The organism is Ramlibacter algicola (assembly GCF_016641735.1).
GTDB lineage: Bacteria > Pseudomonadota > Gammaproteobacteria > Burkholderiales > Burkholderiaceae_C > Ramlibacter > Ramlibacter algicola.
Map to the genome: position 1 here is coordinate 3,399,990 of NZ_JAEDAO010000001.1, position 16,555 is coordinate 3,416,544.

General features: G+C 70.6%; 18 protein-coding genes. 8 read left to right on the forward strand and 10 right to left on the reverse strand.

Annotation, left to right across the window (positions count from 1 at the left end):
* Positions 1-4 precede the first annotated feature (4 nt).
* From pcnB to murJ, 7 genes are all read right to left on the reverse strand, one after another.
* Entirely contained in the window at positions 5-1,591 is a 1,587-nt protein-coding gene (gene pcnB / locus I8E28_RS16685) for a polynucleotide adenylyltransferase PcnB (RefSeq protein ID WP_200789241.1), read from the reverse strand.
* The gene (locus tag I8E28_RS16690; RefSeq protein ID WP_200789242.1) at positions 1,588-2,271 is read right to left on the reverse strand and encodes an HAD-IB family hydrolase; all 684 of its coding nucleotides are present in this window, start codon (positions 2,269-2,271) and stop codon (positions 1,588-1,590) included. Before I8E28_RS16690 ends, pcnB begins: the two co-directional genes overlap by 4 nt.
* Complete coding sequence (hda, locus tag I8E28_RS16695; protein ID WP_200789243.1) at positions 2,268-2,942, reverse strand: DnaA regulatory inactivator Hda; 675 nt, start codon at positions 2,940-2,942, stop codon at positions 2,268-2,270. The genes I8E28_RS16690 and hda overlap by 4 nt, the downstream gene beginning before the upstream one ends.
* Complete coding sequence (locus tag I8E28_RS16700) at positions 2,939-4,012, reverse strand: AI-2E family transporter (protein WP_200789244.1); 1,074 nt, start codon at positions 4,010-4,012, stop codon at positions 2,939-2,941. Before I8E28_RS16700 ends, hda begins: the two co-directional genes overlap by 4 nt.
* Positions 4,013-4,022: 10 nt before the next feature.
* A complete protein-coding gene (locus I8E28_RS16705) occupies positions 4,023-5,144 on the reverse strand; it encodes an AIR synthase-related protein (RefSeq protein ID WP_200789245.1) in 1,122 nt (373 codons plus the stop codon).
* 84 nt (positions 5,145-5,228) lie between these two features.
* Entirely contained in the window at positions 5,229-6,086 is an 858-nt protein-coding gene (locus I8E28_RS16710; protein WP_200789246.1) for a SirB1 family protein, read from the reverse strand.
* A gap of 57 nt (positions 6,087-6,143) precedes the next feature.
* Complete coding sequence (gene murJ, locus I8E28_RS16715; protein ID WP_200789247.1) at positions 6,144-7,709, reverse strand: murein biosynthesis integral membrane protein MurJ; 1,566 nt, start codon at positions 7,707-7,709, stop codon at positions 6,144-6,146.
* Between the two features lie 52 nt (positions 7,710-7,761).
* Here murJ and lepB point away from each other — a divergent pair, with 52 nt between their 5' ends.
* Positions 7,762-8,565 (forward strand): signal peptidase I, encoded by an 804-nt coding sequence (gene lepB, locus I8E28_RS16720; protein WP_200789248.1) that lies wholly within the window; start codon positions 7,762-7,764, stop codon positions 8,563-8,565.
* A gap of 105 nt (positions 8,566-8,670) precedes the next feature.
* Positions 8,671-8,973 (forward strand): 30S ribosomal protein S20, encoded by a 303-nt coding sequence (gene rpsT / locus I8E28_RS16725; RefSeq protein WP_200789249.1) that lies wholly within the window; start codon positions 8,671-8,673, stop codon positions 8,971-8,973.
* Between the two features lie 117 nt (positions 8,974-9,090).
* On the opposite strand, the gene I8E28_RS16730 is transcribed toward rpsT, so the two are convergent.
* Positions 9,091-9,402 (reverse strand): DUF3579 domain-containing protein, encoded by a 312-nt coding sequence (locus I8E28_RS16730; RefSeq protein ID WP_200789250.1) that lies wholly within the window; start codon positions 9,400-9,402, stop codon positions 9,091-9,093.
* A gap of 239 nt (positions 9,403-9,641) precedes the next feature.
* Here I8E28_RS16730 and I8E28_RS16735 point away from each other — a divergent pair, with 239 nt between their 5' ends.
* Entirely contained in the window at positions 9,642-10,835 is a 1,194-nt protein-coding gene (locus tag I8E28_RS16735; RefSeq protein WP_200789251.1) for an aspartate aminotransferase family protein, read from the forward strand.
* Positions 10,836-10,839: 4 nt separating this feature from the next.
* Positions 10,840-11,760: an ornithine carbamoyltransferase gene (gene argF, locus I8E28_RS16740; RefSeq protein WP_200789252.1), complete on the forward strand. Its 921-nt coding sequence runs from the start codon at positions 10,840-10,842 to the stop codon at positions 11,758-11,760.
* Between the two features lie 24 nt (positions 11,761-11,784).
* Here the strand turns inward: argF and I8E28_RS16745 are convergent, their stop codons facing one another.
* Positions 11,785-12,168, reverse strand: coding sequence for a hypothetical protein (locus I8E28_RS16745; RefSeq protein ID WP_200789253.1), 384 nt, complete (start codon positions 12,166-12,168; stop codon positions 11,785-11,787).
* Between the two features lie 103 nt (positions 12,169-12,271).
* On the opposite strand from I8E28_RS16745, the gene I8E28_RS16750 reads away from it, so the two are divergent.
* The 4 genes from I8E28_RS16750 to kynA all read left to right on the forward strand — a co-directional run bounded on the left by I8E28_RS16750 (position 12,272) and on the right by kynA (position 15,375).
* Positions 12,272-12,568, forward strand: a complete 297-nt coding sequence (locus I8E28_RS16750) for a YkgJ family cysteine cluster protein (RefSeq protein ID WP_239027261.1) — start codon at positions 12,272-12,274, stop codon at positions 12,566-12,568.
* Positions 12,569-12,643: 75 nt separating this feature from the next.
* Complete coding sequence (gene kynB / locus I8E28_RS16755; protein WP_200789255.1) at positions 12,644-13,270, forward strand: arylformamidase; 627 nt, start codon at positions 12,644-12,646, stop codon at positions 13,268-13,270.
* On the forward strand, positions 13,267-14,523 hold the full coding sequence (gene kynU, locus I8E28_RS16760) for a kynureninase (RefSeq protein WP_200789256.1): 1,257 nt from the start codon (positions 13,267-13,269) through the stop codon (positions 14,521-14,523). The genes kynB and kynU overlap by 4 nt, the downstream gene beginning before the upstream one ends.
* Positions 14,524-15,375 (forward strand): tryptophan 2,3-dioxygenase, encoded by an 852-nt coding sequence (gene kynA / locus I8E28_RS16765; protein ID WP_200789257.1) that lies wholly within the window; start codon positions 14,524-14,526, stop codon positions 15,373-15,375.
* Between the two features lie 7 nt (positions 15,376-15,382).
* Here kynA and I8E28_RS16770 read toward each other — a convergent pair whose 3' ends face one another.
* Positions 15,383-16,552, reverse strand: coding sequence for an FAD-dependent monooxygenase (locus I8E28_RS16770; protein ID WP_200789258.1), 1,170 nt, complete (start codon positions 16,550-16,552; stop codon positions 15,383-15,385).
* Positions 16,553-16,555: the final 3 nt, after the last annotated feature.

Consider the following 16,555-nt stretch of genomic DNA (forward strand, 5'->3'; position numbering starts at 1 on the left):
GGCGTCAGTCGCCTTCCGGCGCGGGCGCATCCGGTGCGGCCGCCCCGCCACCACCACCCGACGGCTTGCGGCGGCGACGGCGGCGCTTCTTCGCCGGCGCACTGCCCTCGCCGGCTGGCGCGGCCGCTTCGGTGTCGTCCGGTTCGTCGGCTGGCGCTTCCGGCGGCACCACGGTGCCGGCGGACGGCGTCTTGTCCTGCGGCCTGACTACCCGCACGCGGCGCGCGCCCTTGTGCTGCTCCTCGCGCGCCTGCGCGAGCAGGTCCTCGCGCACCTGGTCGCTGGCGATGCTGAATTCCTGCCACCAGTCGGCCAGCACGACGTCGACCTCGCCCGCGTCGGCACGCAGGCGCATGAAGTCGAAGCCGGCGCGGAAGCGCGGCTGCTCGACCAGCGAGAACGGCGTGCTGCCGGTGCGCTTCTCGAAACGCGGCTGCATCATCCAGATCTCGCGCATGTCGGCGGCGAGCTTGCCGCGGCCGGACACGTCGCCGATGCGCGCATCGAACACGTCGTCGATGGCGCCTTGCAGCGCCGGGAACGGATGCTCCTTGCGGGCCAGGCGCTCGGCCCAGCCGTCGCGCACGTCGGACCACAGCACGCACGCGAGCAGGAAACTCGGCGCGACCGGCTTGCCCTCGCCCACGCGGCGGTCGGTGTCCAGCAGCGCGGCGCGCACGAACGGCACGTCCGCGCGCTCGACGATCAGGTCCAGCAAGGGGTAGATGCCGCGTGCCATGTCGAGCGAGCGCAGCTGCTCGATGGTCGCCACCGCATGGCCGGTCTGCAGCAGCTTGAGCATCTCGTCGAAGAGCCGGCTCTGCGGCACGTCGCCGAGCAGCGGCAGGCAGGGCTTGAGGGCGGCGCCGGTCTTCGTTTCCAGCTTGAAGCCGAGCGCGCTCAGCTTCGCGGTGAAACGCACGGCGCGGATGATGCGCACCGGGTCCTCGCGGTAGCGCGTGGCCGGGTCGCCGATCATGCGCAGCACCTTCTTGCCGGCGTCCTTCATGCCGCCGTGGTAGTCCACCAGCGTGCGCGTCTCCGGGTCGTAGTACATCGCGTTGACCGTGAAGTCGCGCCGCGTGGCGTCCTCTTCCTGCGGTCCCCACACGTTGTCGCGCAGCACGCGGCCGCTGGCGTCGACGGCGTGCTTCATGCCGGCCAGTTCGCTCTTGCTGGTCTTCTCGTTTCCGGCCACCGCCTCGGCGGCGGCGTTGTCCATGTAGGCGCGGAACGTCGAGACCTCGATCACCTCGTGCTCGCGGCCGCGCCCGTACACCACGTGCACGATGCGGAAGCGCCGGCCGATGATGAACGCGCGCCGGAACAGGCCCTTGACCTGCTCGGGGGTCGCGTTGGTGGCGACGTCGAAGTCCTTGGGGCGCAGGCCCAGCAGCAGGTCGCGCACCGCGCCGCCGACGATGTAGGCCTCGTGGCCTGCCTCCTTGAGGGTGCGCACCACGTTGACGGCGCGCTCGTCCACCAGGGCCGGGTCGATGCGGTGGGCTTCGGGGCCGATTTCCTCGCGCTTGCCGAAGCGGGGCTTGGCCCCGGTGCCGCCCAGCAGGCGGTCGATGAATCGCTTGATCATGCTTGTTGTTCGAACAGGTCCAGTATGCGCCAGCCGCGCTGGCCCGCCAGCGCGCGCAGGCGCGCGTCGGGGTTGGTCGCGACCGGGTGGTCCACGCGCTCCAGCAGCGGGACGTCGTTCATGGAATCGGAATAGAAGGTCGCCTCGATGCGGTCCCAGTCGAGGCCGCGCGCCTGCAGCCACTCGCCCACGCGCACCACCTTGCCTTCGCGCATCGAGGGCACGCCGTCGATCTCGCCGGTGATCCAGCCGTCGGGGCCGCTCGCGAGCCGCACGGCGATGAGCTCGTCCACGCCGAACGCGGCCGCGATCGGCGCCGTGACGAAGTCGTTGGTGGCGGTGACGATGGCGACCAGGTCGCCGGCCTGCTGGTGGCTGCGCACGAGCTCGAGCGCCTGCGGCCGCACCGCGGGGCCGATGACTTCGGTCATGAACCGCTGGTGCGCGGCGAGCGACGCTTCGCGGCCCTTGCGGCGGATCGCGTCGGTCGCGAAGCGCACGTACGCGTGCACGTCCAGCGTCCCGGCCTGGTAGTCGGCGAAGAACTGGTCGTTGCGGCGCGCGAATTCGACCGCGTCGGCCCAGCCGATCGCCAGCGTGAACTGGCCCCACGCGTAGTCGGAATCGATCGGCAGCAGCGTGTGGTCCAGGTCGAACAGAGCGACCTTCGTCGTCGTCACTCGCTCTCCAGCATCGACTTGATCAGCGGGATGGTGATTGCGCGCTGCGTGCGCAGCGCGTAGAGGTCCAGCTGCTCTAGCAGCTGCATCAGGCTGCCGAGGTCGCGCGAGAAGCGCGAGAGCATGAAGTCCATCACCTCGTCGGACAGGAACACGCCGCGCGCGTCGGCCGCCTGGCGCAGCACGGACCGGCGCTCGGGCTCGGACAGCACCTGCAGCTGGAACACGTGGCCCCAGCCGAGGCGCGTGCGCAGGTCCTCGCGCAGCTTCAGGTCGGCCGGCGGCAGCAGCCCCGCGGCCAGCACGCCGCGCTGCAGCGGCTGCGCACTGACGAACCATGCGAAGGCGGCGTGCTGCTGCACGGCGGTGTACAGGTGCACGTCGTCCATCAGCACCGCGGCCCAGCGCTCGTCGAAGGACGGCGGCTCGGCGATCGAAGGGTCGAGCCAGCCGACGGCGGCGCCCTGCTCGCGCAGTGCTTCACGCACCGCCAGCAGCAGGTGCGTCTTGCCGCTGGCGTTCGGTCCCCAGAGATACGTGGGCACCGGCGAGCGCGTCGGGCTGCCGGCCCACAGCCGCAGGTGCTCCAGCGCCGGCGTGTTCGGGCCGGCGCAGAAATCGGCCAGCGTCGGTGCGCGGGCCATCGCGATGGGCAAGGCCAGTTGTTTCATCCGCCCTGGTACAGCTTGCTGCCCATGTAGCCGTCGCGCATGCGGCGCATGGCGACCAGCAGCACCGCGCTGGCCGGCAACGCCACGAGCACGCCGAGGAAACCGAACACCTGCGCGAACGCGAGCAGCGCGAAGATCACCGCGAGCGGGTGCAGGCCGATGCGCTGCCCCACGAGACGCGGAGTGAAATAGAAGCCTTCGATGACCTGGCCGCTGCCGTAGACGATGGCGACCATCACCAGCGCCTTGGCCGACGCGAACTGCAGCAGGCCGGCCAGCAGCGCGGTCGCCAGGCCGATGCCGAACCCGAGGTAGGGCACGAACATCGCGAGGCCCGTGAAGATGCCGATGGGCAGCGCGAGGTCGAGGCCGAACGCCGCCAGCCCCACCGAGTAGAACGTCGCCATCGTCAGCATCACCAGCAACTGGCCGCGCAGGTACTGGCCCAGAACCTGGTCGGCCTCGTGCGTGAAGGAGTCGACCGCCGGGCGCATCGTCGGCGGCACCAGTTCCAGCACGCGGTGCACGAAGCGGTCCCAGTCCAGCAGCAGGTAGAACAGCGCCACCGGGATCAGCAGTGCGTTGAACAGCAGCGTGACCACGACGCTGCCGCCCACCTTCAGCGACGCCATCAGTCGCGCGGCGTAGCTCTCGTAGTTGCCATGCAGCAGGCGCACCGCCTGCTGCTTGAGGCTGTCGACGTCGAAGGCGACGTGCACGCCGAACTGCGCGAGCCAGGGCCGCAGCGTGCCGTCCAGGCGGTCGAACAGCACCGGCAGCTGCTGGCGCATCAGCGGCAGTTCCTGCGCGAGGATCGGGACGACCAGCAGGAACAACGACACCAGCACGACGACGAACAGCAGTTCGACCAGGATCACCGACACGACGCGCGGCACGCGACCCCGCCCGAGCGCGTCGAGGCGGTCGACCAGCGGGGTGAGCGCGTACGCGAGGACGGCACCGACCACGAAAGGCGTGAGCACCGGGCCGAGCAGGCGCAGCACGAGCACCGCCAGCACCGCGATCGCGAGCCAGGCGGCGGCGCGTTTCTGGGTCGGCGTGAACTCCATCGCGGGCGTTTCAGCGCAGCTGCAGGTCGTCGTCGCCGAAACGGATGCCCAGCGGCTCGATGAGGAGCTGCTTGGGACCTGCTTCCACGCGGCCGGCGACCACGGCTTCGATGCCCAGGCCGCGCGCGACGTCCACGCACTTCTGCCCGTCGGCCGCGTCGACGAACAGCGCGAAGCCCGCGCCCATGTTCAGGGTGCTGTACGCCTCGCGGTCGTCCTGCTGCGCGTGCTGCTGGATGAAACGCAGCACCTCCGGCACGCGCGGCAGCGCGTCGATGCGGTAGGTGAGCTGGGCGGGATGGCGCAGCAGCTTGCGCCAGCCGTGCCCGGTGACGTTGGCGCAGTAGTGCGGCCGAACGCCGGCGCGTTCGAGCGCCTCCGTCACGGGCGAGTAGAGCACCGTCGGCGCGAGCAACGCTTCGCCGTACAGGGAGCCATCGGCCAGCGGCGTCATGTAGCCCTGGGGCAGGCGCTCGACCAGCTTGCGCGCGAGGCTCAGGCCGTTGGCGTGGATGCCGCTGGATGCCAGCAGCACGATGGCGTCGCCGGCCCCGAGGCGGTCGCCGACGGAAAGCCGCTCCTTGGGCTGGATGATCCCGGTGCACGAAGCCGCGAGGTCGATGCGGCCGCCTTCGACGATGCCGGCCAGCGCCGGCGTCTCGCCACCGCCCCAGGCCACGCCGCAGGTGTCGCAGGCCTTCTTCCAGCCTTCGACCAGCGCCTGCGCGCGCTGCGCGTCGCCGAACCAGTCGGAGCCGCCGGCCGCCCAGTACGCCTGCACCACCAGCGGCGTCGCGCCGACGGTGATCAGGTCGTTGACCGCCATGGCGATCGTGTCCTGCGCGATGCCGGCGTAGTAGCTGCGGCCGGTGAGCTTGCCCATCTCGTCGGCGACCAGCGCCTTGGAGCCGAGGCATTCGACGATCGAGGCCAGGTAGAACGGGCCGACGTCGACCACGTAAGCGGACTCGCCGCGCGAGGCTTTCACCTCGGTGAAGCCGTGGCCGGCCAGGTGGCCGGCGGTGGCGGCGGCCGCGCGCTGGGCGGCCACCTTGAGCGGGTCGATCAGGTCGTAGTTGACCCCCGCCTGCTCGTAGCTGATGGTGCCTGCGCCCGCTGCGTTGGAAGTCATGGGGCGAAATTATCGCCGGTCACTGCAGCGCCGCCGCGCCGCGCCCGCGCAGAGCGGGCTAGGAGCCTGCGCGGCAGCGGGCTCCTAGTTGCTGTTCTGCGCCCGGCGGATGTCGGCCACGCGGTCGGCGATGGCGTCGATGTCGAGCGAGTCCTGCGCGTGGAGCAGGTAGGTTTCCAGGTCGCGCACCGCCAGGCCCATGTGGCCCTGCTCGGCATGGGCCAGGCCCCGGTCGCGGTACTCGGCCCAGGCGTCGGGCAGCAGGACCAGCAGGCGGTCCTGCACGGCGATGAGCCGCTGCCAGTCCTCCTGCGCGCGGTGGATCTCCTTCAGGTTGCGCAGCATGCGGGCGATGATGTCCCGCGGCGGCGCCGCCTGCAGGTACAGGCCCAGGGGCACCTCGAAGTCCTCGACCAGCCCGCTGCGGCGGCGGTACGGCTCCAGGCGCTCGGTGAGTTCCTCGCGCGAGAGCGACTGGCCGGTGAACGGGTCGATGACCACCTGCCCCTTGGGCAGGTTCACCTTGATCATGAAGTGGCCCGGGAAGCACACGCCGCGCGCGTGCAGGCCCAGGCCCTGCGCCAGCTCGATCCACAGCACGGCCAGCGAGATCTGGATGCCGCGGCGGGTGCGCAGCACCACGTTCAGGTGGCTGTTGTCCGGGTCGCAGTAGTCGTTGACGTTGCCGCCGAACGAGAGGTCGCGGAAGAAGAACTGGTTCAGCGCGCGCAGGCGCTGCAGCGGCGGCGCGTCGGCCGGCAGGCGGCGCTTCAGGCGCGCGAGCAGCTGGTCGACGTCGCCCAGCACCTGCTGCACGTCGAGGTCCGGGTATTCGTCCTGCGCGATGCTGGCCGCTGCTTCGAGCAGCGGGAAATGGTCGTCGTCGTGCACCAGCGCCCGGAAATATTCCAGGGGCGTGGGGACGTCGAAGTGCAGGGCCATGTGGGCCGTTGTAATGGAGCGGCCCGGCACCGTCAAGGCAAGCCGCGGGCGGCGCGATCAGCGCGTGACAAACTGCCTCAGCCGCAGGCCCGCGGCCGTGAGCGCGCCGAAGTAGATCAGCGCGCTGGCCACCAGCAGCGCGGCCAGCAGCCCGACACGCATCGGCGCTTCTGCGCGCATGGCGAGCCAGTCGAAGCGCGTCGCGGTCCACGCGAGGAATGCGGCGAGCAGCGCGGTGGCAGCGACCACCTGCAGCAGGAAGCGCGGCCAGCCCGGTGCCGGCGTCCAGCTGCCGCGGCGGCGCAAGCCCAACAGCAGCCAGCCCGCGTTGAGCAGCGCACCCAGGCCGATCGACAGCGCGAGCCCCGCATGCTGCAGGCGCGGCACCAGGAGCACGTTGAGCACCTGTGTCGCGACCAGCGCGACGATCGCGATGCGCATCGGCGTCTTCATGTCGTGGCTGGCGTAGTAGCCCGGGGCGAGCACCTTGATCGCGACCAGGCCGAGCAGGCCCGTGCCGTAGCCGCCGAGCGCGAACGCCACCTGCACGACGTCGCGGTCCTGGAAGGCACCGTAGTGGAACAGCGTCGCCACCAGCGGCTGCGCGAACACCAGCAGCGCGGCCGAGGACGGCACCGCCAGCAGCACGACCAGCCGCAGGCCCCAGTCGAGCAGGTCGCCATAGCGCTTCGTGTCGCCGGCCGCGCGCGCCGACGCCAGCTGCGGCATCAGGACGACGCCCAGCGCGACGCCGAGCAGCGCGGTGGGGAACTCCATCAGGCGGTCGGCCGCATTGAGCCAGCTGACGCTGCCCGGCTGCAGCCAGGACGCGATCTGCGTGTTGATCAGCAGCGAGATCTGCGCGACGCTGACGCCGAGCAGCGCCGGCAGCATCAGCCGCAGCACCTGCCGCGTGCCCTCGTCGCGCCACGCGGCACGCAAAGCGGCCACCGAAGCGCCGAGCCGTGGCCACTGCCCGATGGAGCGCAACGCGGGAATCTGGATGGCCAACTGCAGCACGCCGCCCACCATCACGCCGACGCACTGCGAGTAGATCGGCTCGATGCCCCACTGCCGGAACAGCGGCACCAGCACCAGCATCGACGTGATCAGCGCCACGTTCAGCAGCACCGGTGCGAAGGCGGGCACCGCGAACTTCTTCCAGGTGTTGAGGATGCCGCCCGCCAACGCCACCAGCGACATGAAGCCGATGTACGGGAACATCCAGCGGGTCATCACGACGGCCGCGTCGTACGCGTGCGGCGTCTGCCGCAACCCGCTGGCCAGCGCCGCCACCAGCAGCGGCGCGCCGACGACGCCCACGATGCACAGCACGACCAGCGTCCACAGCAGGATGGTGCTGACGTGGTCCACCATCGCCTTCGCGCCCGCCTCGCCATGCTTCTCGCGCGTGGCGGCCAGCACCGGCACGAAGGCCTGGCTGAAAGCGCCCTCGCCGAAGATGCGGCGGAACAGGTTGGGGATGCGGAACGCGACGTAGAAGGCGTCGGTGAGCGCCGTCGCGCCGAACAGGGCCGCCATCAGGAGGTCGCGGAGCAGGCCCGTGATGCGGGACGCCAGCGTGAGGAGCGAGACGGTCGAAGCGGCTTTGAACAGGCTCATGGGGGCACGCGGCGCGCCGAGTTTATAGTGCCCCGCTCCCCTTTCCCCGCCCATGCAGACCATCGGCTTCGGCATCCTCGAATTCCTCTCGGTCCTCGCCGCGATCACCGGCGTGTGCTGGCTGCTCGCGCGGCGCCATCGCGGACGCGCACGGCCCGATGGACGCAAGCCGTTCTGGGTGACGTGGGGTGCCGAGGCGTTCGTCGTCGTGGGCCTGGTGCTTGCCGGCCGCGTCGCGCTGGCCGACTGGCAGCGCGTGCCGAGCGGCTCGATGGAGCCGACGCTGCGCGTGGGCGACTTCCTGCTGGTGAACAAGCTGGCCTACGGTCCGCGCCTGCCGTTCACCAACACGGCGCTGCCGCTGGGCGAGCCGCAGCGCGGCGACGTCGTGGTGTTCCGCTTCCCCGGCAATGTCTCGCAGATGTACGTCAAGCGGCTGGTCGGCCTGCCGGGCGACGTGGTGCGCTACCGCGCGGGCGCCGTCAGCGTGAACGGCGAGCCGTTCCGGGTCGAGCTGGATGGCGACGCCGAGCGGCATCCGGAAGACCGTGGCCAGCTGTTCGTCCACGAGGAAACGGCCGGCCGCGAACGCACGATCAAGGTGGCCGAGCGAGCGCCCGGCGCCCACGTGGAGCCGGTGGCCTGGGAGGGCGACCCGGCGCATTGCCGCGTGGAGTCGCGCCAGGCCTGGGCCTGCACCGTCCCGGCGGGGCAGTACCTGATGCTGGGCGACAACCGCGACAACTCGGCCGATTCGCGGGTCTGGGGCTTCCTGGACGCCCGCGAGGTGTACGGCAAGGCCGTGCGGGTGCTCGCCAACCCGGGCGAGTGGTCGCGCAGCTGGTCGCCCCTCTGAGACGCCCGGCGCCCTGCCCCAGGCTCGTCAGCAGGGGCCGACCCCGCTTGCGGGTACAATGGAGGGCTTTGCTGGCAACATCCTCAGACACCAAGGATTACTCACATGGCCTCTGCCAAACCCAAGAAGAAGAACCCGCGCCTCGCGTCGGGCCGCAAGCGCGCCCGCCAGGACGTCAAGCTCAACGCCGCGAACTCCTCGCTGCGTTCGAAGTACCGCACCGCCGTCAAGAACGTGGAAAAGGCCGTCGCCACTGGTGACAAGGCCAAGGCCACCGAACTGTTCGCCAAGGCCCAGGCGATCGTCGACTCCGTCGCCGACAAGGGCATCTTCCACAAGAACAAGGCGTCTCGCGACAAGAGCCGCCTCGCCGCCAAGGTCAAGACCCTGGCGCAAGCCGCCGCCTGATTCCCTTCAGGCACCCGCCCGGGCTTCGTTGAAGCCCGCCGTTTGAACCGGGTGCGCTGCCAGCAAAGCAAAAAACCGCCTTCGGGCGGTTTTTTGCTTTGCTGGCCGGGATTCCTTCTACGCGGGCGCCGAGCCTGCTTCGTGTTCCTTCACCACCAGGTCGTTGTCCTTGGCGAAGTTCATGACGAAGTCCCAGGCCATGGGCTCGTGCGCCCGCAGGTCGGAGTGCACGACGACCGTCTTCACGCCGTCGATGATGCGCGGGATGCACCACGGCGAATAGCTCAGGTGGCTGCCCGGAGCGGCGCCGCCGGGGCGAAACGAGCTCATGACGCCCGCCAGCCGTTCCGCCCAGTCGCTGGGGCGAAAGGTGCGCCCTTCCCGGGTGATGCCCTGGATCAGCAGCTGCTTGGGGGGAGAGGTGGCCATCGCGGGTGGTTGGCGCGCCGCCGGTGCCGGGGATCGCCCGTGCTGCGACGCAGCAGAAATTCTAACTCTTATAGAAGACTCACGGCCGACCGCCTGGCCGGCGCGCACGGCCGCGCAGGGGCATCGCTGCGATGCGCAATCGGCAACCAGCCGGGCCGCGGCACGTGCCTAGAATCGGGCCTCAACGGCTCACGCGTTGAGCCGTTTTTCATTGCCGACGCCACCAGGAGAACCGACGCATGGCATTCATCGAGGCCGCCTCGCCGCACACCATGAACACCTACGGCCGGGTGCCGATCGCCCTGTCCCACGGGCGTGGGGCGCGCGTGTGGGACGTCAACGGCAAGGAGTACCTGGACGCGCTGGCCGGCATCGCGGTGAACACGCTGGGCCACGGCCACCCGAAGCTGGTGCCGGCGCTGCAGGACCAGGTCGCCAAGCTGATCCACTCCAGCAACTACTACCACGTGCCCAACCAGGAGAAGCTGGCGGCCAAGCTGTCCGAGCTGTCCGGGCTGACGAACGCCTTCTTCTGCAGCACGGGCCTGGAGGCCAACGAGGCGGCCATCAAGCTGGCGCGCAAGTACGGCCACGACAAGGGCATCGAGGCCCCGCAGATCGTGGTGTACGAGAAGGCCTTCCACGGCCGCAGCATCGCGACGCTGTCGGCCACCGGCAACGAGAAGGTGCAGAAGGGCTTCGGCCCGCTGGTTCCGGGGTTCATCCGCGTGCCGATGAACGACATCGGGGCCCTCAAGTCCGCCACCGAAGGCAACCAGGACGTGGTGGCCGTGTTCTTCGAGACCATCCAGGGCGAAGGCGGCATCAACCCGATGCGCGCCGAGTACCTGCAACAGGTGCGGCAGCTGTGCGACGAGCGCGGCTGGCTGCTGATGATCGACGAGGTGCAGTGCGGCATGGGCCGCACCGGCAAGTGGTTCGCGCACCAGTGGGCGGGCATCCGCCCGGACGTGATGCCGATCGCCAAGGGCCTGGGTTCGGGCGTGCCGGTGGGCGCCGTCGTCGCGGGGCCGAAGGCCGCCAACATCTTCCAGCCGGGCAACCACGGCACCACCTTCGGCGGCAATCCGCTCGCGATGCGCGCGGGCGTCGAGACGATCCGCATCATGGAAGAGGACGGCCTGCTCGAGAACGCCGCCACCGTCGGCGCCTACCTGAAGCGGTCGCTAGAGCAGGAACTCGGTTCGCTGCCCGGCGTGAAGGAAGTGCGCGGCCAGGGCCTGATGCTCGGCATGGAACTCGACCGCCCCTGCGGCGTGCTGGTGAACCGCGCCGCCGAGGCGGGCCTGCTCCTGTCGGTGACCGCGGACACCGTCGTGCGGCTGCTGCCGCCGCTGATCTTCACCAAGGCCGACGTGGACGAGACGGTCACGAAGCTCGCGCCGCTGGTGAAGGCCGTGCTCGCGGAGTGAGGCGATGGCGATCCGGCACTACCTGCAATTCAGCGACCTCACGGCCGGCGAGTACGCCTGGCTGTTCGAGCGCGCGGCGATCATCAAGCGCAAGTTCAAGGCGTACGAGAAGTACCACCCGCTGGCCGACCGCACGCTGGCCATGATCTTCGAGAAGGCCTCGACCCGCACCCGCGTGAGCTTCGAGGCCGGCATGTACCAGATGGGCGGCAGCGTCGTGCACCTGACCACCGGCGACAGCCAGCTGGGCCGCGCCGAGCCGATCGAGGACAGCGCCAAGGTGATCGGCCGCATGGTCGACCTGGTGATGATCCGCACCTTCGGCCAGGACAAGATCGAGCGCTTCGCCGCGCATTCTCGGGTGCCCGTCATCAACGGGCTGACCAACGAGTTCCACCCGTGCCAGATCCTGGCCGACATTTTTACGTTCATCGAGCAGCGCGGCTCGATCGCGGGCAAGGTGGTGGCCTGGGTGGGCGACGGCAACAACATGGCCAACACCTGGCTGCAGGCCGCCGACCTGCTCGGGTTCAAGGTGCACCTGAGCACGCCGCGCGGCTACGAAGTCGACCAGGACGTGGCCGGCGTGCGCAGCCGCGACAGCTACAAGGTGTTCAAGGACCCGATGGACGCCTGCCGCGGCGCCGACCTGGTGACCACCGACGTGTGGACCAGCATGGGCTACGAGGCCGAGAACGAGGAACGCCGCAAGGCCTTTGCCGACTGGTGCGTCGACGAGGACATGATGCGGGTCGCGAAGCCCGACGCGCTGTTCATGCACTGCCTGCCCGCCCACCGTGGCGAGGAAGTGGCCGCCGAGGTGATCGACGGCCCGCAATCCGTCGTGTGGGACGAGGCCGAGAACCGCATGCACGTGCAGAAGGCACTCATGGAGTACCTGCTGCTCGGCAAGGTGACGGGCTAGGAGCGGGTGCGGCTCCCCGTCGCGTCAGTGGGCGGGCCGGGCCAGCGCCGCCGGCGCGCCGCCAAGCGTCATCTCTCCCAGCTTGACCAGCCGCGACTCGATGGCCCAGCGCGTGCGGCCCAGCGCCGCCGCGAGGTCCTTCGTCGGCGTGCCCGCGGCGAACCCGGCGCGCAGCGCCTCGTCGTCGTCGGCCGACCAGGGCTTGCCGGTGTTGGGCGGCAGGTCGCGTTCGCGCTTGCGCGCGGGCGGCGCGGCGGGCGCGCCTTGCAGCGCCTGCGACACCGCGAACAGGGCGCGGATCACCGGCGGTGCGTTGTACGGGCTGTCCTCGGGCATGACTTCGCCGGTGACGGGGTGGATGCCTTGCGCCAGCGTGTCGAGGATGGCGCGCGCGGTCTGCAGTTCCATCGTGGGTCCTTTCGTGTGACGCTGGATGCCGATCCAGCACCCTGCCAACGGCCGCCCCAGGCCTGGTGCCGACACGATGCCTGAAGCGTCCTCCCACGCTTGCATGAGCTGCGGCGCCTGCTGCTGCGCGTACCGCGTCGACTTCTCCGTCCACGAGATGGAGGACCTGGGCGGCACCGTCCCGGCGGGGCTCGCCGTCGAGGTGTCCGGTGCGACCATGCGCATGCGCGGCACCGACCACGTGCCGATGCGCTGCGCTGCGTTCCAGGGCCGCGTCGGCGAGCGCGCCAGCTGCGGCATCTACGAGTGGCGCCCCAACCCCTGCCGCGAACTCGAGCCGGGCAGCCAAGGCTGCGAGCGGGCGCGTGCGCGACATGGTCTGCCGCCGCTCGACGCTTGACGCGCCGCTGATTTCGCGCGTGCTGTTGGAACGAACCGACACCACGCCTCGTCGAGCCGGTCCACACTCCGCGCCATGCCACGCCTCTGGGACATTTCCCCGCCGGTGCACGCGCAAGCGCCGGTCTTCCCCGGCGACACGCCCTACCGGCAGCAATGGGCCGCCACCATCGGCCCCGGCTGCCCGGTCAACGTCAGCACGCTGACCCTGTCGCCGCACGTCGGCGCGCATGCCGATGCGCCCCTGCACTACGACCCGCTGGGCGCGTCGATCGGCAGTGTCGACCTCGCCCCCTATCTGGGACCGTGTCGCGTCATCCACGCCATCGCGCGCGGGCCGCTGGTGACATGGGCGCACCTCGCGCACGCCGTGCGCGACTTGCCGCCGCGCGTGCTCGTGCGCACCTACGAGCGCATGCCGATCGACCGCTGGGATGACGCGCTCGCGGCCTTCGCGCCCGAAACGATCGAGCGGCTCGCCGATGCCGGCGTGCGCCTGGTCGGGATCGACAGCGCGAGCATCGATCCCGCGGACAGCAAGACGCTGGACTCGCACCAGGTGATCCGCCGCCGCGGCCTGCGCGTGCTGGAGAACCTGGTGCTCGACGACGTGCCCGAAGGCGACTACGAGCTGATCGCCCTGCCCCTGAAGCTGATGACCGCCGACGCGTCCCCGGTGCGCGCGGTGCTGCGAGCCCCATGACCACCCTGCAAGACTGCCGCGCGCGTGACGCGGCCGACCCGCTGCGCCCGCTGCGCGACCTGTTCGTGCTGCCCGACGGCGTCACCTATCTCGACGGCAATTCGCTCGGTCCCTTGCCGCGCGCTGCGGCGGCGCGCATCGCCAAGGCGGTGGAGCACGAGTGGGGCCAGGGCCTGATCCGCTCGTGGAACGACGCCGGCTGGTTCGCGATGCCGCAGCGCGTCGGCGATCGCATCGGCAGTTGGATCGGCGCGCGAGCTGGCGAAGTCGTCGCGACGGACACGACGTCGGCCAACCTGTACAAGGTGCTGAGCGCTGCGTTGTCGATCGCGGCGCAGGACCGCCCCGGGCACCGCGTCGTGCTCAGCGAACGCAGCAACTTCCCCACCGATCTCTACATCGCGCAGGCCCTGTGCGCGGAACGCGATTGCGAACTGCGGCTTGTGGAGGCGGAGGAACTGCCCGCCGCGCTGGGCGACCGCGTCGCGGTGCTGCTGCTCACGCACGTCAACTACCGCACCGGCGCCATGCACGACATGGCGGCGCTCACGCGCGCCGCGCACGAAGGCGGCGCACTCGCGATCTGGGACCTGGCGCACAGCGCGGGCGCGGTGCCGGTCGACCTGCACGCGGCGCAGGCCGATTTCGCGATCGGCTGTGGCTACAAGTACCTCAATGGCGGCCCGGGCTGCCCGGCGTTCCTGTGGGTGCATCCGAAGCACGCCGACCGCTTCTCGCAGCCGCTCGCCGGCTGGTGGGGGCATGCGGTGCCGTTCGAGTTCACGCCCGAGTACCGGCCCGCACCGGGCGTCGCGCGTTACCTGTGCGGCACTCAGCCGGTGCTCAGCATGGTCGGCCTGGATTGCGGGCTCGACGCGCTCGATGCCAGCCTGCCCCATGGCGGCATGCAGGCGCTGCGCGCGAAATCGCTGGCACTGACGGACCTGTTCATCGGCCTGGTCGAACAGCGCTGCGGCGATGCGGGCCTGCGGCTGGTCACGCCGCGCGAGCACGCAGACCGCGGCTCGCAGGTGTGCCTCGCTCGTGAGGAAGGCGCGTACGCGATCATGCAGGCGCTCATCGCGCGCGGCGTGATCGGCGATTTCCGCGCGCCGGACATCCTGCGCTTCGGCTTCACGCCGCTGTACGTCGGTTTCGAGGACACCTGGAACGCGGTGGAGCACCTGCGGCAGGTGTTCGAGTCGGACGAGTGGCGCCAGGCGCGCTTCCAGCAACGCCACGCGGTGACCTGAATGAGCGACCCCACCCCACGCCCCGAGGACATCGTGCACGCCGAAGGCGCGAAGCTGGACTACCGCAGCACGATGACGTACGGCGACTACCTGCATCTCGACGAAGTGCTGAACGCGCAGCATCCGCTGTCGCCCGACCACAACGAGATGCTGTTCATCGTGCAGCACCAGACCAGCGAGCTGTGGATGAAGCTGATGCTGCACGAACTGCGCGCGGCCATTGCGTGCGTCGCGAGCGACCAGTTGGGCAGCGCGTTCAAGATGCTCGCGCGCGTCTCGCGCATCATGGAACAGCTGGTGCACGCCTGGGACGTGCTGGCGACGATGACGCCGGCCGAGTACAGCGCCATTCGGCCCTACCTCGCGAGTTCCAGCGGATTCCAGAGCTGGCAGTACCGCTGCATCGAGTTCGCGCTGGGCAACAAGAACGCCGCGATGCTCAAGCCGCACGAGCACCGGGCCGAACTGCACGCGCAGGTGCGCGCCGCGTTCGAGGCGCCATCGCTCTACGACGAATCGCTGCGGCTGCTCGCGCGGCGTGGCCTGCCAGTTCCTGCCAGCCACACGCAGCGCGACTGGACGCAGCACTACGAGGAGAGCGCACAGGTGGAGCAGGCCTGGCTGCAGGTGTACCGCGACCCGGACCGCTACTGGGACCTGTACCAGCTGGGCGAGGAACTCACCGACCTGGAGGACGCGTTCCGCCTCTGGCGCTTCCGCCACGTGACCACGGTGGAACGCGTGATCGGCTTCAAGCGCGGCACCGGCGGCACCGGCGGCGTGCCCTACCTGCGCAAGATGCTCGACGTGGTGCTGTTCCCGGAGATCTGGCGCCTGCGCACCGATCTCTGAACGCGCTTCAGCACGCGCCGTACAGCCAGGGCAGGTCCAGCAGCGGTTCGCCCACGACACGCATCGCGGCATCGCGCCCCACGCGCAGCAGGCCACCGGCGTGGAAGATGCGCGCATTGCGCAGCGACCGCTGCTGCACGCGCGCGCAGCGCCGCCAGCGTTCCGTCGCATACCGCTGCAGCGCCGCTTCGACGTCGCCCCCGGCCAGCGCCTGCTGCAAGGTCCAGGCATCCTCGATCGCCATCCCGGCGCCTTGCGCAAGGTACGGCAGCATGGGATGCGCCGCATCGCCCAGCAGCGCGACCCGGCCGCGCGCCATCTCGCCGGCGGAACGCACGGGCGCACGTGCGTGCAGCGCCCACAGCCGCCACTGCGTCGCCGCGTCGAGCAGGCCACGCAAGGACGCGTGCGTGCCGGCCGTCGATTCGTGCAGTGCGCCGGTCACCCCCTCGTGGTTCCACGACTTCGCGTCGCCCGGTGCCGGACCTTCGATGAGGCACACGAGGTTCAGCGCCTCGCCGGCGCGCACGGGGTATGCCACCGCGTGCATGCGCGGCGCGAGCCACACACCGATGTCCTGGGAGCGCAGCGCCGCCGGCAGGTCGGCCTGCTGCAGCAGCGCACGGTAGGCGAGATGCCCCGTGAACGCCGGCGCGCCGTCGCCGAGCAGTGCGTCGCGCACGCGGCTCCAGAGGCCGTCGGCGCCCAGCAGCGCAGCGGCTTGCAGTTCGTCCCCTGCGACCGTGCGCACCCGCACGCCGCCATCGGCCTGCACCATGCCGTCGACGCGCTCGGCCGCACGCAGCACGGCGCCGTCGGCGCGCGCCTGCGCGAGCAGCGCCGCGTGCGCGTCGGCGCGGTGCATGGTGAAGTAAGGCGCGCCGTGGCGCTCGGCGAAGGACGCGCCCAATCGCAGCCGGCCGAGTTCGCGTCCCGTGCCGGCGTCGCGCACGCGCAGCGCGCCGGGGCGGCCGGCTGCAGCCTGCACGTCCTTCCAGGCTTGGGGCCACTGCTGCACGATGCGGGTGACGTTGGGGCCGAACTGCAGGCCGGCGCCGATCTCCTCGAAGGCCGCGGCTTGCTCCAGCACCTGCACGGAACGGCCGGCGCGGCGGACCGCGATCGCCGCTGCGATCCCGCCGATGCCGCCGCCGGCGACGACCACGTCCTGCTCCATGCG

Coding starts and splice junctions, on each gene's coding strand:
- pcnB (WP_200789241.1), bottom strand. CDS start 1,591: ATGATCAAGCGATTCATCGACCGCCTGCTGGGCGGCACCGGGGCCAAG.
- hda (WP_200789243.1), bottom strand. CDS start 2,942: ATGAAACAACTGGCCTTGCCCATCGCGATGGCCCGCGCACCGACGCTG.
- I8E28_RS16700 (WP_200789244.1), bottom strand. CDS start 4,012: ATGGAGTTCACGCCGACCCAGAAACGCGCCGCCGCCTGGCTCGCGATC.
- I8E28_RS16705 (WP_200789245.1), bottom strand. CDS start 5,144: ATGACTTCCAACGCAGCGGGCGCAGGCACCATCAGCTACGAGCAGGCG.
- I8E28_RS16710 (WP_200789246.1), bottom strand. CDS start 6,086: ATGGCCCTGCACTTCGACGTCCCCACGCCCCTGGAATATTTCCGGGCG.
- murJ (WP_200789247.1), bottom strand. CDS start 7,709: ATGAGCCTGTTCAAAGCCGCTTCGACCGTCTCGCTCCTCACGCTGGCG.
- lepB (WP_200789248.1), top strand. CDS start 7,762: ATGCAGACCATCGGCTTCGGCATCCTCGAATTCCTCTCGGTCCTCGCC.
- rpsT (WP_200789249.1), top strand. CDS start 8,671: ATGGCCTCTGCCAAACCCAAGAAGAAGAACCCGCGCCTCGCGTCGGGC.
- I8E28_RS16730 (WP_200789250.1), bottom strand. CDS start 9,402: ATGGCCACCTCTCCCCCCAAGCAGCTGCTGATCCAGGGCATCACCCGG.
- I8E28_RS16735 (WP_200789251.1), top strand. CDS start 9,642: ATGGCATTCATCGAGGCCGCCTCGCCGCACACCATGAACACCTACGGC.
- argF (WP_200789252.1), top strand. CDS start 10,840: ATGGCGATCCGGCACTACCTGCAATTCAGCGACCTCACGGCCGGCGAG.
- I8E28_RS16745 (WP_200789253.1), bottom strand. CDS start 12,168: ATGGAACTGCAGACCGCGCGCGCCATCCTCGACACGCTGGCGCAAGGC.
- I8E28_RS16750 (WP_239027261.1), top strand. CDS start 12,272: ATGAGCTGCGGCGCCTGCTGCTGCGCGTACCGCGTCGACTTCTCCGTC.
- kynB (WP_200789255.1), top strand. CDS start 12,644: ATGCCACGCCTCTGGGACATTTCCCCGCCGGTGCACGCGCAAGCGCCG.
- kynU (WP_200789256.1), top strand. CDS start 13,267: ATGACCACCCTGCAAGACTGCCGCGCGCGTGACGCGGCCGACCCGCTG.
- kynA (WP_200789257.1), top strand. CDS start 14,524: ATGAGCGACCCCACCCCACGCCCCGAGGACATCGTGCACGCCGAAGGC.
- I8E28_RS16770 (WP_200789258.1), bottom strand. CDS start 16,552: ATGGAGCAGGACGTGGTCGTCGCCGGCGGCGGCATCGGCGGGATCGCA.